This window comes from Nocardiopsis changdeensis (assembly GCF_018316655.1).
Taxonomy (GTDB): domain Bacteria; phylum Actinomycetota; class Actinomycetes; order Streptosporangiales; family Streptosporangiaceae; genus Nocardiopsis; species Nocardiopsis changdeensis.
In genome coordinates, this window is record NZ_CP074133.1 from 2,783,682 (window position 1) to 2,797,950 (window position 14,269).

At 74.3% G+C, this 14,269-nt stretch carries 15 protein-coding genes; 5 read left to right on the forward strand and 10 right to left on the reverse strand.

All coding sequences use genetic code 11. The features are described from left to right. Positions 1-86: 86 nt before the first annotated feature. Complete coding sequence (locus KGD84_RS12515; RefSeq protein WP_220560477.1) at positions 87-629, reverse strand: GNAT family N-acetyltransferase; 543 nt, start codon at positions 627-629, stop codon at positions 87-89. 301 nt (positions 630-930) lie between these two features. Here KGD84_RS12515 and KGD84_RS12520 point away from each other — a divergent pair, with 301 nt between their 5' ends. Further along, positions 931-1,860, forward strand: a complete 930-nt coding sequence (locus KGD84_RS12520; RefSeq protein ID WP_220560478.1) for a LysR family transcriptional regulator — start codon at positions 931-933, stop codon at positions 1,858-1,860. Positions 1,861-1,893: 33 nt separating this feature from the next. On the opposite strand, the gene KGD84_RS12525 is transcribed toward KGD84_RS12520, so the two are convergent. Then, on the reverse strand, positions 1,894-2,832 hold the full coding sequence (locus tag KGD84_RS12525) for a LysR family transcriptional regulator (protein WP_220560479.1): 939 nt from the start codon (positions 2,830-2,832) through the stop codon (positions 1,894-1,896). A 72-nt stretch (positions 2,833-2,904) separates the two neighbouring features. Between KGD84_RS12525 and KGD84_RS12530 the strand changes: the two genes are divergently transcribed. Beyond that, on the forward strand, positions 2,905-3,957 hold the full coding sequence (locus tag KGD84_RS12530; RefSeq protein ID WP_220565700.1) for an EamA family transporter: 1,053 nt from the start codon (positions 2,905-2,907) through the stop codon (positions 3,955-3,957). Between the two features lie 23 nt (positions 3,958-3,980). Here the strand turns inward: KGD84_RS12530 and KGD84_RS12535 are convergent, their stop codons facing one another. The 6 genes from KGD84_RS12535 to KGD84_RS12560 form a co-directional block, all read right to left on the reverse strand. After that, positions 3,981-4,427, reverse strand: a complete 447-nt coding sequence (locus KGD84_RS12535) for a hypothetical protein (protein WP_220560480.1) — start codon at positions 4,425-4,427, stop codon at positions 3,981-3,983. Between the two features lie 87 nt (positions 4,428-4,514). Beyond that, positions 4,515-4,721: a hypothetical protein gene (locus tag KGD84_RS12540; protein ID WP_220560482.1), complete on the reverse strand. Its 207-nt coding sequence runs from the start codon at positions 4,719-4,721 to the stop codon at positions 4,515-4,517. A gap of 81 nt (positions 4,722-4,802) precedes the next feature. Then, a complete protein-coding gene (locus KGD84_RS12545; RefSeq protein ID WP_220560484.1) occupies positions 4,803-5,135 on the reverse strand; it encodes a winged helix-turn-helix domain-containing protein in 333 nt (110 codons plus the stop codon). After that, on the reverse strand, positions 5,132-5,557 hold the full coding sequence (locus KGD84_RS12550; protein ID WP_220560485.1) for a hypothetical protein: 426 nt from the start codon (positions 5,555-5,557) through the stop codon (positions 5,132-5,134). Before KGD84_RS12550 ends, KGD84_RS12545 begins: the two co-directional genes overlap by 4 nt. Positions 5,558-6,063: 506 nt before the next feature. Then, positions 6,064-6,327: an Atu4866 domain-containing protein gene (locus KGD84_RS12555; protein ID WP_220560486.1), complete on the reverse strand. Its 264-nt coding sequence runs from the start codon at positions 6,325-6,327 to the stop codon at positions 6,064-6,066. A 363-nt stretch (positions 6,328-6,690) separates the two neighbouring features. Then, a complete protein-coding gene (locus KGD84_RS12560; RefSeq protein ID WP_220560487.1) occupies positions 6,691-7,593 on the reverse strand; it encodes a helix-turn-helix domain-containing protein in 903 nt (300 codons plus the stop codon). 287 nt (positions 7,594-7,880) lie between these two features. Between KGD84_RS12560 and KGD84_RS12565 the strand changes: the two genes are divergently transcribed. The 3 genes from KGD84_RS12565 to KGD84_RS12575 all read left to right on the forward strand — a co-directional run bounded on the left by KGD84_RS12565 (position 7,881) and on the right by KGD84_RS12575 (position 11,680). Next, complete coding sequence (locus KGD84_RS12565; protein WP_220560488.1) at positions 7,881-9,683, forward strand: NPP1 family protein; 1,803 nt, start codon at positions 7,881-7,883, stop codon at positions 9,681-9,683. Between the two features lie 78 nt (positions 9,684-9,761). Next, positions 9,762-10,427: an alpha-ketoglutarate-dependent dioxygenase AlkB family protein gene (locus KGD84_RS12570; protein WP_220560489.1), complete on the forward strand. Its 666-nt coding sequence runs from the start codon at positions 9,762-9,764 to the stop codon at positions 10,425-10,427. A gap of 185 nt (positions 10,428-10,612) precedes the next feature. Then, on the forward strand, positions 10,613-11,680 hold the full coding sequence (locus KGD84_RS12575; protein ID WP_255647221.1) for a magnesium and cobalt transport protein CorA: 1,068 nt from the start codon (positions 10,613-10,615) through the stop codon (positions 11,678-11,680). 21 nt (positions 11,681-11,701) lie between these two features. Here the strand turns inward: KGD84_RS12575 and KGD84_RS12580 are convergent, their stop codons facing one another. Beyond that, positions 11,702-12,469 carry a DUF1266 domain-containing protein gene (locus KGD84_RS12580; RefSeq protein WP_220565702.1) on the reverse strand — a complete coding sequence of 256 codons (768 nt, stop codon included), beginning with the start codon at positions 12,467-12,469 and terminating at the stop codon, positions 11,702-11,704. Between the two features lie 47 nt (positions 12,470-12,516). Further along, the gene (locus KGD84_RS12585) at positions 12,517-14,070 is read right to left on the reverse strand and encodes a hypothetical protein (RefSeq protein WP_220560490.1); all 1,554 of its coding nucleotides are present in this window, start codon (positions 14,068-14,070) and stop codon (positions 12,517-12,519) included. Positions 14,071-14,269: the final 199 nt, after the last annotated feature.

Genomic DNA, 14,269 nt, shown 5'->3' on the forward strand with positions numbered 1-14,269 from the left:
GCCGTCAGGGCCTGGGGGAAGGGGCGGACACGGCGACGCCCCCGTGCCCGGGGGCACGGGGGCGTCCGCACGGCGGAGGAGCGCGGTCAGTCGTGGGCGCCGAAGCCGTCGACGCGGCAGACCATCGTGGTCACGAAGGGGCGGAAGCCCTCCGTCTCCAGGAAGCTGATGTCCTCCGAGGCGGTGGCCAGGGCGGAGAACTCGATGTCGCGGATGCCCATGGCGGCCAGCTGGTGGCGGATCTCCTCCAGCAGCTTGGAGCCGACGCGGGTGCCCGCGTACTCCGGGTCGATGGCGAAGGTCTGCACGACCGCCACGCGCTCGCCGCGGTCCCAGGTGCCCTGCGGCCCGGGGCGCAGCGTCACCATCGCGTACCCGGCCGGGTCGTCGCCGTGCTCGGCGAGGATCGCCAGCGTCTCGGGGTCGGCCATCCACTCCAGGTACTGGGTGCGGCGCCGGCGCCAGGACTCGTCCATGCTCGTGGTGCTGATGATGTCGGACAGGTGCGGGGCGTTCCGGGCGTGCTGCTGGTGGAGGGCGCCCCACAGGTCCGCGAGTTCCTCTACCTCGTGAGCGCCCAGGTAACGGAAGCCGAGCACACCGATGTCGGTCGGTCGAGGTTTGGTCATCAGCGAATTTTGCATGTTCTTCTCACCCGTTCCACCAGCATTGGGTGCTGATCCCTGGCGCGCACGGGGTGCGCGCTCTTGGTTGAGCTGTGACCCTGACTGTACGTGCCGGTATCTACTGGAACGTTCATGACACGGGGAAAGAGCTGGACGACATCACTCTGTGGAAAGAAGTTAGGTTTTTCTTCTCAAAATGTCCGGAGGGTGGAGTTGGACGTTGTGCAGCGAATCACTGTCCTTGGGTGAGTGAAATGTCGGAAATCACCCGGAAACCTGAGTGTGCTCGCCTACATTGGGAGCCATGATCGACGTTCGGCGATTGCAGCTCCTCCACGCCCTGGCGCACCACCACACGGTGGCGGCGACGGCCGAGGCGCTCAGTGTCACCCCGTCGGCGGTCTCCCAGCAGCTCGCAGCCCTGGCCAAGGAGCCCGGGGTCCCCCTCGTCGAACGCCAGGGCCGCCGCTTCATCCTCACCGGCGCCGCCCGGGTCCTGCTCGAACGCGCCCCCGCGATCTTCGCGGAGATGGAGCGCGCCGGAGCCGACCTGGCCGCCTACGCCGAAGGGGACCGCGGCGTCGTCCGCGTGGGCTCCTTCTCCACCGGGATCAGCGACCTCATCGCCCCCGCCCTGGCGCGGCTGCGGGTCAGCCACCCCGGGTGGTCCTTCGAGGTGGTCCAGGCCGAGCCCGAGCAGAGCGCCGAGATGGTGCGCTCCGGGCGCCTGGACGTGGCGCTCACCATGTCCACCGGCCACCTGCCGGCCGCCGGGGACCCCGACTTCCGCACCGACTCGGTGATGGTCGAGCTGTTCGACGCGATCCTGCCCTACCAGCACCCGCTGGCCACCCGCAACGGCCTCCACCTGTCCGAGGACCTGGCCGCGGAGGACTGGATCATGTCCGCGCCCGGCACCGCCTGGCACGAGTGCGTCACCGCCGCCACCAGCCAGGCCGGGTTCCAGCCGCGGGTGGTCCACACCGTGGACGACTTCAGCGCCGTGTTCGCGCTGGTCCAGGCGGGGCTGGGCATCGCCCTGATGCCGCGCCTGGCCTGGACGGGCATCAACACGCCGCAGATCGTCGTGCGCGGGGTGCGCGACACCGCCCGGCGCCACATCATCGCGCTGTCGCGGGCCGGGTCCACCCCCGAGCCGTTGCTCACCGCGGTGCGCGAGGCCGCCAGCAAGGTGCCGGTGCCCTCGGTGGGGCCCTTCGCCATCGCGGGCTGACCGCGGGGCCGGGGACGGACGAGGGCGGCCGGCTCAGGCCGGGGCGTCGGGCGCCTCGGGCAGCGGCGGCACGTCGTCGAGCACGTCCTCGGCGGCCTGGTGCAGGTAGCGCGCCAGCACCCGGATCGGCCGCCAGGCCCAGCCGCCCGTACGCCCGGCCAGGTACACCTGGCGCACCCCGCCCAGCTCGCCGAGCGGGGCGTGGGCGACCCCGCGCCGGGTGGCCGCCGACAGCCGCGGGACGACCCCCACGCCCACCCCGGCGGCGACCAGCTCCTCGAACAGTTCGAGGTTGTCGATGCGGTGCGTGATCCGGGGCGTGAACCCCGCGTCGGCGCACATGCGCTGGACCAGGGCCTCCTCGTCCCCCCGGTAGGGGCTGGCGATCCAGGCCGCGTCGGCCAGGTCGCGCAGCCGCCGCCGGGTGAGGGTGCGGCTGTCCGCCCCGGCCGAGGGCTGGGACAGCAGCAGGCCCTCGGTGCCGATCGGCTGCACCGTCAGCGTCCCCGGGAAATCCCGGGGGAGCAGACTGTACTGGTACACCACGCCCAGATCCGCGCCCCCGTTCTGCAGCAGGGTGAGCGCCTGCTCCGACTCGTACTCGGTCAGGTGGATGTCGATGCCCGGGTGGTCGTGGCGCAGCCTCCGCAGCGCGGGCAGCACCACGGGGGCCGCGCTGGTGTACATGACCAGGTCGACCCGGCCGATCGGCTCCCCGTCGCCGTCGAACTCCGCCCGGGCCGCCTCCACCCGGGCCAGGATGTCCACGGCGTGCTCGGCCAGCCGCCGCCCCGCCGGGGTGAGCCGCACCCGCCGCCCGTCCGCCGCCAGCAGGGGGACGCCGGCCTCCCGCTCCAGGACCGCGAGGTGTTTGGAGACCGCGGAGGTGCTCATGCCGGTGACCTCGGAGACGGCGACCATCGTGCCCAACCGCTCCAACTCGACGAGCAGGCGCAAACGGGTGAAATCCATCCACTGAAACTACATGGTTCGTCAACCAATGGTTCGTGGACAGAAACAGACGACATGCTTCACATTGGTCGGGTGATCCGCTCCTTCCTTCCCTCGCTGCGCCGTGCCCGCCTTCAGGTACCGGCGCCGTTCATGCTGCTCATCGGCATGTTCACGCTGCACACCGGCAGCGCCTTGGCCGTCACCGCGTTCGCCCAGGCGAGCCCGGCCACCATCACGTGGCTGCGGCTGACGTGGGCCGCGCTCCTCTTGACGGCCCTGGGCGGTCGCTCCCTGTGGCGGGCCGTGCGCGAGGCGACGTGGCGCCAGCGGGCCGCGGTGGTGATCCTCGGCACAGCCAGCGCGGGGATGATGATGTTCTACTCCGAGGCGACGGCGCGGATCGAGCTCGGCACGGCCACCGCCATCGAGTTCCTGGGAACGCTGGTCGTCGCCGTGGCCGCCATGCGGCGCCGCCGCGAACTCGTGTGGATCGCCGCCGCCGTCGCGGGCGTGCTCTGCCTGACCCGGCCCTGGGAGGGCGAGCTCGACCTGCTCGGCGTGGGCTTCGCCCTGGCGGGCGCGGTGTGCGTGGTGTTCTACATCGTCCTCACCCAGAAGGTGGGCGCCGGATTCGGCGCCGTCCACGGGCTGGCCCTGACCATGGCCGTCGGCTCCCTGGTGACCGCGCCGTTCGGCGCGCCGGGGGCGTTCGCCGAGCCCGACCCGGGGCTGATCCTGTTCACGCTGCTCATCGCGCTGCTGTTCCCCATGGTGCCGTTCCTGCTGGAGATGGTCGCCCTGCAGCGGATGACCCGCACGGCGTACAGCACCTTCTCCAGCATGGAGCCCGGGGTGGCGCTGGTGATGGGCCTGGTGGTCATCGGCCAGGCGCCAGCCCCGTTGCAGATCGTCGGCATGGCGCTGGTGGTCGTGGCGGGCATCGGGGCCACCCGGGGCGAGCGGAGCGGCCGCCCGGCGGTTCCCGAGCGCGTGCGCGAGCGGCGCCGGGCCGTGCCGGGGGAGGAGTCCGGTCGGACCGTGGAGCCCGGAGAGGTTGTGGCCCCCGGTCCCGTCGCGCCCGCCGTCCCCGGGGAGGGGTCGGAGGACACCCCGACCGCCGCGGCCCCCGGCCGGGCCGCCTGAACCGGCCCTTCGGCGCGTACCTTTCACGAGGGCGGACGGCGCGCCGAAGGGCCACCCACCGGGAGCCCCTGCCCGGCGTCGCCCCGACCGGCCCGCGCACGTGTGTGCGGGCCGGTCTTCTTCTCCCCGCCGGGCGCCCGGGACCGACCGTCCCGGACGCCCGGAGAGAAGGCCGGGAGCGGCTCAGTGGCGTTCGGGGACGAGGGGGTGCTCTCGGCCAGTGCGCGGTGGCCCACGGCCGGCGCCTCGCCGAGGAAGCCGACTCCCAGGGCCGACTGCACGGGCCGGGCGTCCGGGGCCATGCCCAGTGCCGCCGCGGCGAGGTCGAAGGCGGCCATGGCGAGGAACGTGCCCACCACGTACACGAAGGTGCCTCCCGTGTAGCGCTGCCACAGGTGGCCGTCGCGCTCGAAGACCACGACGGCGCGGCCGCGCACCGCGCCCAGCGCCAGCCCCAGCGCCGACGCCACGGCGGTCCACGCCAGGTCCGCGCCCGAGGCGGTGCCCCGGTCCGGGAGCGTTTGGACGCCGAGTCCGGTCAGGACCAGGGCCGCCGCCTACAGCTCCCGGGCCCGGAGCTGTTCGCCCTGGAACCGGCGGACGATCACGGCGACGTGCCCGCCCCGGTCGCAGGTGGCGCGCACCAGGTCCCGGCCCGGCCGGTGCCAGTCTGCCGCCGCCGGTGGCCGATTCCGGCAGGGGACGGCCCGGACCCGGCGGACGATCACGGCGACGTGGACGCCTCGGTTGCAGGTGGCGCGCACCAGGCCGCGGCCTTGCCGGTGTCGGGCTACCGCCGCCGGTGGCCGGTCCCGGTAAGGGAGGGCCCGGACTCCGCGGCGGGGTCAGTCCCCGGGGCCGCTCGTCGGCGCCGGTTCCAGGGCGGTGCCCGCGGCGATCTCGCGCAGCGCCGCCACGTGCCGCTCGAAGGCGGCCCGCCCCTCCTTGGTCAGCGTCAGGGAGGTCCGGGTGCGCCGCCCCACGGTGAACTTCTGCACCTTCACGTAACCGGCGTTCTCCAGCACGGTGACCTGCTTGGACAGCACCGAGTCGCTGACCTCCACCGTGTCCCGCACCAGCCGGAACTCGGCGCGGTCCACGGCGGCCAGCGCGGCGACCACCGAAAAGCGCACGGGGGAGTGGATCACCTCGTCCAGGCGGTTGCGCGGGTGGTTCATCGTGGGTTCCCGCTCTGCCGTAGCGCCACGTAGGCGACCGTCAGGGGCGGAACGCAGCTCAGCAGCGCACCCGAGACCCACCAGGCGGTCACGCCGGGGAAGAGGTTGATCCCCACCACGAGGGTGACCAGGTAGATGGCGGTCCAGGCGCCCATCATGCCCAGGTGCAGCACGCCGAGGTTGCGCGGCTGCGCGGGCCGGGTGAGCGCGTAGGTGAGGAGCAGTGTCAGCACCACGGCGAAAGCGCCCATCGTCCACGGCAGCGCCTGGGGAGAGGGCAGCAGGCCCAGCGCCAGGATCAGGGCGCAGCTCATCGCCGCGTACCCCACGCCGAAGACCGCGTACCAGCGGCCCTGCCCGCCCATGCGGGCCTTGAGGGTCTCCGCCTGCTCGAGGGCGTCCAGTGCCTCGTCCTGCCGCATATCCCACCTCCGGTGTTCGAACCTGTTTCCAGGGTCGCACTCACTTTCCACTTTGGCAAGTACTTTCCGAAGATGTGGATGAGGGGCGAAGACCCCGACCCGACGCCGGGACCCCCGATCGGCCACCGCCCGGACCCGGGGCACCGCTCCGGTGCGCTCCTGCGCGCCCGGTGGGGCGGGACGCCTCCGGCTCCGTCTGACCTTGAGGTGTGGCCTCGCGCCGCGCTCTCCTCACGGGTCGGGGCCGCCGGGTCGCCGCCCCAGCGTGCCCGGTGGGGCGCCCCCCGGCCCCGCCCGGGCTTGAAACGTGGCCTCAAGGGCCGGGCTCTTTCGGGGGGCCGGAAGGCCCCGGCTCGGCATTGTGGACTCGGTCGGGCCGCCGCCACCCGACCCGGAGGTGCGCCGGTTCGATGGAGGTCCGAGGGGCGCCGAGGGCACCGCCCCGGCGTGCCCGGCGGGGCGCCTCCGGGCTCCGCCGTCCCACTGGCCGGGGGCGGGGCGCGGTCTCAGCCCGCCGGGGTCTCGCGGTAGAGCACCAGGTGCTCGTGGTACAGCACCCCGTCGCGCACGTCCCCCGTGGCGGTGAACCCCGTGTCGTCCACGTAGTCGATGTGGTCCCCCGTCACCGTGTAGCGCCCGGTGTAGGCGCTGCGGCGGTTCCCGCGCGCCTCGTCGTAGCGGCCGTCCGGCAGCAGCTCCTGCCGGATGAAGCCGTCTGCGGTCACCCACATGCCCACGAACGGGTGCGGCGCGGTGGTCTCCTCGGCCATGGCGGCCCTCCTTCTTCTTCCTCGTGTCGGCGTACTCCCACGACGACGGGGCGTCTCAGCGGACGACACCGGCCGGGACCCGGTCCCGAAACCCGCGTACGCGCCCGCACGGCCCGTCGGTGTCCCCCACCACGAGCACGTCGGCGCAGACCGGGACACCCGTACCCGGGTCACCGGCCCCCCTCCGGCGCGGCCTCGGCCGGGCGGCTGTCCCGGAACGCATGGCGTGCCCCCCGGCCCGTGCGGTGGACGACACCGTCGATCCTCGTGCCGCCCGAGCCGCGGTTCCAGGCCGCCGTGCACCCTGGTGTCCCACTCCCAGGCACTGCGCGGCACCCCTCCCGGAGCCCGGGACGGGGACCCTCAGGCCCGCCCGGTGCGCGTCCCCGCGCCCGCCTCCGGACCGTTCTCCGGGTACAGGGTGTGCAGGGAGCCGAGCAGGGCGAGCGCCTCCTCGGACGGGCTGCCCGGTTCGGCCTGGTAGACGACCAGCTGCTGCCCGTGCCCGTCGGCGTTGTTGACCGTGAAGCTCTCGTAGTGCAGGTCCAGCGGCCCGACCGCGCTGTGGTGGAGCCGCTTGGCGCCCCCGCTCTTGCCCCGGACGTCGTGGCGGGCCCACAGCGTCCGGAAGTCCGTGCTCCTGAGGGAGAGCTCCCCGACGAGCGCGCTGAGCCGGGGGTCGTCCGCGCGCGCCCCCGCCGCCTTGTGCAGTTCCGCCACGACCGCCGCGGCGGACCGGTCCCAGTCGCGGTGGAACCCGCGGGCCGCCGGGTCCAGGAAGGTCATGCGCGCCAGGTTGTCCGTGACCGTGAAGTCCGCGTGCAGGGCCGCGGCCAGGCGGTTGCGGGCCACCACGTCCAGCGTCCCGCCCAGGACGAAGGCCGGGGTGTCGCTCCAGCGGTCCAGGAGCCGGAGCAGGTGCGGGTTCACCCGCTCCGGGCGGGCCGCGCCCCGGCTCCGCCGGCCGCCGGCCAGTGCCAGCCGGTGCAGGTGGTCGGTCGCCTCCCCGTCCAGCAGCAGGGCCCGGGCCAGGGCGTCCAGCACCTGGGGCGAGGGGTTGCGCTCCCGCCCCTGTTCGAGCCGCATGTAGTAGTCGGTGCTGACCCCCGCCAGGATCGCGACCTCCTCCCGGCGCAGCCCCGGCACCCGGCGGCGCCCGGAGCCCGGCAGCCCGACGTCCTCGGGCCGGACCCGGTCCCGCCGTGCCCGCAGGAAGCCTTCCAGGGTGGCCCGGGGTTCCGCGCCGGTCGTTTCGTCGGTGCCCATGGACCCAGGCTAGGACGGACCCCGGCCGTGCGGGCGGGCCGAGGGTGGGTGCGTTCCACCCACCCTCGCGACGGCCTCCCGGGGCCGCCCGCGCCCCCGGCGCGCTGCCGTGATCCGTGACACACCAGGCGTGCCCGCCGGGGCCCGCGGCGCCCCCGGGAGGGGGCGCCGTCCCCCCGCGTCCCCACGAGCTGGGAAGACCACCGCGCGGCGCCGTCCGGGGCCTTCGACCGGCTCGGGGCGGAGGGGACGGACGGCCCCGCCACATGCACTAATCTGGCGCGACGATGCCCGCGAAAACTGATCTCGAACTCCTGCGCGCCCACGAACCCGTGCTCATGTGCACCGAGGGAGAACTCTTCTTCCCCACCGATGTGGACGCCTACGTACGCAACTGCAGTCTGTGGATCGAGGAGCCCGGGGGCCGCGAGCGCGTCATCGTCCCCGTCGGGGAGCTCGACCTCGACCGCCTGGCCACCGCCGAGGAGGAGTGGCCCGGACGCCACAAGCACCTGCGCTTCGTCCAGGAGGAGACCCTGCGCGAGGAGGCCCGCCGCTTCCGGGGCAGCTCGCGCACGGTCATCCCCAAGAGCGGCCGCCTGGCCGCCGTCGGCGTCCTGGGCCGCATCCTCGACATCCTGATGAAGCTCTCCCTGCTGATCCGCGGCGCGGTCCCGGGCGGCCTCACCTTCGCGGCGGTGACCCGCTACCGGGAGCGGGTGGACGACGGCAACGCCACCTACTACGGCCGGGTCACCCGCGAGGGCGGCTACATCATCCTCCAGTACTGGTTCTTCTACGCGATGAACGACTGGCGGACCATCTACGGCGGCGTCAACGACCACGAGGCCGACTGGGAGCGCGTGACCGTCTACGTCGTGGAGAACCCCGACGGCACCACCCGCCCGATCTGGGTCGGCGCCTCCTCGCACGAGTACCACGGCGACGACCTGCGCCGCAGCTGGGACGACCCGGACCTGCACCGCGACGGCGACCACCCCGTCATCTACGTCGGCGCGGGCTCGCACTCCCACCAGATGCTCCCGGGCGACTACCTCATCCAGGTCGACCCCTCCGTCCTGCGCGGCCTGCTCAACGCCTGGAAGTGGATCACCCACCGCATCTTCCGGGCCGACAGCGCCATCAACCGCCACGGCATCGGCGTCCCCTTCGTCGACTACGCCCGCGGCGACGGCGAACGCCTGGGCCCGGGCGGCGCCCGGCAGTGGAACGCCGTCGTCATCGACGACGACACCCCCTGGCTCAAGGGGTTCCGCGGCCTGTGGGGCCGCGACACCCGCGACTTCTTCGACGGTGAGCGCGCCCCCAGCGGCCCCCGCTACGAACGCGACGGCACCATCCGCCGCTCCTGGGCCGACCCGCTGGCCTGGGTGGGTCTCCAGAAGGTCGCCCCCACCGAGGCCGCCGCCCGCGCCGAGCTGCGCTCGCACGTCCTCTCCCTGGAGGAGCGCATCCGCGAGTTCGACGCCGACATCGTCAAGCGCCGCGACCGCCTGCGCCAGCTCGACTCCGCGCGCATGGTCCTGGCCCGCGAGGCCAACACCCGGCCCCGCGCCCGCGCCTACGCCGAGGAGATCGCCGCGCTGGAGAAGGAGCTGGCGGGCGTCTACGAGAAGCGCGTCCTCACCGCCGACGAGCGCGACAGCCACCTGCGCGCCCTGGCCTCCGAGACGCCCCTGGTGCCGCGGCCGACCGAGCACCTCAAGGCCCCGCACCTGCCCTACTCCTCGGGGCAGCAGCGCACCACCCGCTTCCTGCACCTGTGGGTGGCCCTGAGCACCCCGCTGCTGCTGATCGCGCTCGCGCTGCCGCTGTTCCTCCTGGAGGGGCAGTTCACCTTCTACGCGATGATCGGCGTGGTCGTCGCCTTCGCCGCGGTCGACTCGATCGCCCGCCGCAAGTTCCTCCAGTACCTCACCGGACTGGCGGTCCTGGCGGTGGTGGTCGGCCTGGTGGTGGGCGTCATCGCGGCGTTCGTCGTCAACTGGCGCATCGCCATCACGGTCCCGGTGGTGCTCATCGTGGTGCTGCTGCTCGTGGTCAACATCCGCGACCTGATGCGCCGCTGACCCGGCCCCGGCCCCCGGACGCGCCCCCGCCCCCGCGGCGGGGGCGCGTCCGTCGTTCCCGGCGGGCACGATGGGGGCATGAGCGACACCCTGTTCACCGGGCCCCCGGCGGAGATCGCCCCGGGGGCCGTCCACCTGCCGGGGTGGCTGCCGCCGGAGCGGCAGGCCGCCCTGGTCGAACGCTGCCGGGAGTGGGCGGCCGGGCCCGCCGGGATGCTCCGCCACACCATGCCGCGCGGCGGCCGCATGTCGGTGGCCATGACCTCACTGGGCTGGTTCTGGAGGCCCTACACCTACGAGCGCACCCTGCCCGACGGCACCCCGGTGCGGCCCTTCCCCGCGGAACTGGGCGCGCTGGCGGCCCGCGCGGTGGAGGCCGCCTACGGCGCCCCACCCGCGCCCGGGACCCCGCCCTACGACGTCGCCCTGGTCAACTTCTACGACGCCGACGCCCGCATGGGCATGCACCAGGACCGCGACGAGGCGGCCCTGGAACCGGTGGTCTCCCTCAGCCTGGGCGACACCTGCGTCTTCCGGTTCGGCAACACCGAGACCCGCACCCGCCCCTACACCGACGTGGAACTGCGCAGCGGCGACCTGTTCGTGTTCGGCGGCCCCTCCCGCCTGGCCTACCACGGGGTGCCCCGTACCCGGCCCGGCACCGCCCCGCCCGCCCTGGGCCTGACGGGGCGCCTCAACATCACCCTGCGCGCCTCCGGCCTGGCGGCCGACCCCGCCCCCTGAGCCCCCGCGGACCCGTGCCGCCACGGGCGTGTCGGGGCGCCCCGCGGCCCGCGGGCGGCCAGGATCGTGCACGGCGGCGCCACCGACGACGAGAGGACACCCGCGTGAACACGGGCGGACCCGGATCCCACGACCCCGAACCCCGTGCGTACCCGGGCGGCGGGCTCCCCTCGCCCGAACGCACCCTGGCCCTGGGCCGGGCGGGCGCCGAACCGGCCGGCGCCACGGCCCCCGGCCGCATGTGGATACGCCTGTACCGGGACGGCCGCCCCGACGGCACCGCCGCCACCCCGGCCCGGGCCAGGGAGGCCCTGTCCGGACACACGGGCCGCATGGCCTGGATCGCCCTGGCCGACCCCGCCCGGGACCAGCTCGCGGAACTGGCCCGGGTCTTCCGGCTGCCCCCGCTGGCCCTGGAGGACGCCGTCGTCGCCCACCAGCGGCCCAAGGCCGAGCTGTACCGCGACGTCCTCTTCGCGGTGCTGCGGCCGGCCGGGTACGACGAGGACGCGGAGGCGGTGCGCGTCGGCGAGGTCCACGTGTTCGCCGGAGAGGACTTCGTCATCACCATCACCCACACCGACCGGCTGGACCTCTCCGCCCTGCGCCCGCGCCTGGAGAAGGAGCCCCGCCTGCTCGCCCGCGGGCCCCTGGCGGTGCTGTACGCCGTCCTGGACCACGTGGTGGACGCCTACGCCCCGGTCGTCGCGGCCCTCCAGGAGGACGTCGACGAGCTCGAGAACGAGGTGTTCTCCGGGGCCCGCGGCACTTCACAGCGCACCTACCGGCTGGCCCGCGAGGTCATCCTCCTCCAGCGCGCGGTGGACCCGCTCGGCCGGGTCCTGGAGGAGTTCATGGCCCGCCTGCGGGAGCCCGCCGAACAGCGCGGCCCCGGCGGGCCCCGGCCGCGCGGGGACCGCGGGGAGCTGGAGCACCTGTACGGCCACCTGCGTGACACCGCCGACCACGAGGCCGCGGTGCGCGAGCGCGTCGACGCGCTCGCGCAGCTGCTGCAGAACATCATGTCGGTCAACGGCACGCTCGTCGCCCAGGCCCAGAACGAGGCGATGAAGAAGGTGTCCTCCTGGGGCGGCATCCTGGTGGTGCCCACCCTCATCGCCTCGGTCTACGGCATGAACATCCCGCCCTCGACCGGGTTCGGCTGGACGTTCAGCTGGCCGCTCGCCCTGCTCCTGATGGGGCTGTCCAGCCTCTGCCTGTACCTGGTCTTCCGCCGCAACGGCTGGCTGTGACCCCGCCGCGCGCGGACCGCCTCACATCCGCCAGGGCAGGTTGCGCCACGGGCTCTCCGGGTCGGTGGCCAGCACCCGGTGCGCCTTGACCGAGTCGGTGTAGTACACGCCGAACTCCCCGTCGTCGAACCCCATGGCCCGGCCCAGGGTGAACCCGGCCGACATCTCCTCCCACGACCCGTGGTGGCGCATCGACATCGCCCCGGCCCGGACGATGTGCGGCAGGGCCGCGTCCTCGGTGGCGTAGCCGGCGTTGACGCCCCACCGGGCCAGGTTGACGGCCCGCCCGAAGTCGTAGGCGCGCACCGTGCGCACCACCGCGCCCCGGGGCAGCACCCCGTCGGCGACCATGCGCTCCTCGTACTCCCACACCCGGGCGGCCTCGGCCACCATCTCGTCGTAGGTCTCCCTGGGGGCGCCCCGCTCCCTGCACCAGTACGCGACGAGGTCGGGCCACGTCCCGGCGTCGAAGGGGACCCCGGGGCGGGAGTCCACGACCCGGGCGCGCAGTTCCAGCACCAGGGACAGGGCCGTGGGCGCGCGGTCCGCGGCGGTCAGGGACACCAGGGCCCGCTCCCACCCGGCGTGGTCGGTGATGCCCCAGGCCGAACGCAGCTTCTCGCGGTCGTCGCGCGCGTCGCAGCACGAGCACGCGGAGTGGATCGCGTTCCACACCCCGCCGTTGGCCACGGGCATGTGCGCCCCGTTCGCGAAGGCGTGCGCCAGCGGTCCCTGGAACACGCCCCGGGGGTCGCTGCGCAGCCGCGGCCTCTTGGTGAACAGGCCCATGTCCATCCGCCTCTCACGGTTCTTCCGCCCCAGGATCCCAGCGCCGTCTACCGGGGGTCGAGCAGGGCCGAGATCTCGTCGGCCAGCTTCCGCGCGGTGGCCTCCCGCGCCCTGGCCTCGTCCAGTCGTTCACGCCACTGCCGCCCGGCCTGGTCGGCCTCCCGCCGCAGCCGGTGCAGCTGCGCCTCGCGCGCCTCCGCGGCCGACCGGGCCTCCCGCAGGTCGCGGACGAGGAAGCCGACGGCGCCCAGCGCGCACCCCGCGGCCAGGAACCAGGCGAACCCGGCCTGGGACACCAGCGCCAGGACCACCAGGAGCGCGGCCAGCACCCCGAGCCCCCACACGTAGAGGCGGCCTCCCTGCTCGGCGCGGTAGCGGAGGGCCAGCTGCTGTTCGGCCCGGTCCAGCTGCGGGGTGGTGGGCCCGTTCTCGGTGACCCCGACCCGGACCCCCTGGACGGTGACGGTCGTGGACTCCGGCAGCGGGGCCGAGGCCTGCCGCAGCAGGTCCTCCACGGTCCTCGTCACGGCCGGACGCTGCAGGACCAGCGCGAAGGTGCTGCGGTGCGGGGTGGCCCCGGAGGCGCGCAGGTCCTCTGCCAGCAGGGAGGAGACGGTGCCGACCCCGTCGTCCCAGCCGGGCCTGCGCCCGCCGTCGCCGTTCTCGATGACCGCGCGCAGCTCGTTGGCGCGGGCGATCAGCGGGGCCTCCTCCGGGGTGCCCTCCTCCACCAGGGCGACCAGCGCCTCGGTGAGGAAGGAGGCGCTGCCCTCGTCGGGCGCCGTCCGCTCCGCGCCGGTGTCCCCGCCCGGCGCGGTGATGCGGGCGACGTCGCCGTGCAGCGCGGTGAGCCTGTCCACGGCCGCGGCGCGGGCGTCCAGCTGCGCGTCCGGGGCGCTGCCGCCGCCGCGGCGGCCGGAGCGGGAGGACCTCCCGGAGGCGGCGGGGGCCGACAGGTCGAGCGCGGGCGCTTCGGCCCCCAGCGCCGACCAGTGCCGCAGGGTGGAGAGCAGCAGCTGCTCGCGGGCCTCCTCGCCCAGGGACCCGTCGGCGGTGAGGATCCACAGGGCGCGCCGTCCCCGGCTGATCTGCTCGTCGGGGGCGGGCAGGTGGGGGAGCAGGTCGCCGGAGCCGCCCAGGGTGCGGGCGTACTCGGCGCGGGTGAGGGCGGCGGCCAGGACCGAGAAGGCGGCGGCCCGCTCCGGGTCGCGCCGGGCCGCCTCGTCCAAGTGCGGGAGCGCTCCGGCGGGGGAGCCGGTGAGCAGCGCGTGCAGGCCGTGCGCGGCGGGCGGGAGCCAGTAGTCGGGGACGTCCTCCAGCTCCAGGACGGCGGGGACCGACCCGTCGAGCATGGCCAGGACGCGGTGCCGGGCCAGCGCGTGCGGGGAGAACACGGCCAGGGTGGCGCGGATGTCGCTGAGCTCGATGAAGGCGTCCAGGGTGGCCGAGACCCGGTCCAGCCTCTGTTCGAGGCCGCCGCGCAGGCTCGACAGCTCCGAACGCATCCTCTTGCGTTCGGAGTACAGCATCGAGTGGGCCGAGCTGACGTCCTCCTGCAGCTCCCTGAGGCGCCGGTTCTGCGAGTAGTCGATCCAGTCCATTCCCGTTGCTTCTCTCTCCAGGGGTCCGGGCACGTGCACGCCATGGCATGGGATGTGCGCGGCGGCCCGGGGGTTCCGCCTCCGCGGAGAATGTGAGCGTTCGGTGACCCGGGAGGGCCGGACCGGCGGGGACTGTGGCCGAGGGTGACGGGACCGGTACGGAAAAGGGATTGGTAATACTAATCACCCGGCCTAGCAT

Coding starts and splice junctions, on each gene's coding strand:
- KGD84_RS12515 (WP_220560477.1), bottom strand. CDS start 629: ATGACCAAACCTCGACCGACCGACATCGGTGTGCTCGGCTTCCGTTAC.
- KGD84_RS12520 (WP_220560478.1), top strand. CDS start 931: ATGATCGACGTTCGGCGATTGCAGCTCCTCCACGCCCTGGCGCACCAC.
- KGD84_RS12525 (WP_220560479.1), bottom strand. CDS start 2,832: ATGGATTTCACCCGTTTGCGCCTGCTCGTCGAGTTGGAGCGGTTGGGC.
- KGD84_RS12545 (WP_220560484.1), bottom strand. CDS start 5,135: ATGAACCACCCGCGCAACCGCCTGGACGAGGTGATCCACTCCCCCGTG.
- KGD84_RS12550 (WP_220560485.1), bottom strand. CDS start 5,557: ATGCGGCAGGACGAGGCACTGGACGCCCTCGAGCAGGCGGAGACCCTC.
- KGD84_RS12555 (WP_220560486.1), bottom strand. CDS start 6,327: ATGGCCGAGGAGACCACCGCGCCGCACCCGTTCGTGGGCATGTGGGTG.
- KGD84_RS12560 (WP_220560487.1), bottom strand. CDS start 7,593: ATGGGCACCGACGAAACGACCGGCGCGGAACCCCGGGCCACCCTGGAA.
- KGD84_RS12565 (WP_220560488.1), top strand. CDS start 7,881: ATGCCCGCGAAAACTGATCTCGAACTCCTGCGCGCCCACGAACCCGTG.
- KGD84_RS12570 (WP_220560489.1), top strand. CDS start 9,762: ATGAGCGACACCCTGTTCACCGGGCCCCCGGCGGAGATCGCCCCGGGG.
- KGD84_RS12580 (WP_220565702.1), bottom strand. CDS start 12,469: ATGGGCCTGTTCACCAAGAGGCCGCGGCTGCGCAGCGACCCCCGGGGC.
- KGD84_RS12585 (WP_220560490.1), bottom strand. CDS start 14,070: ATGGACTGGATCGACTACTCGCAGAACCGGCGCCTCAGGGAGCTGCAG.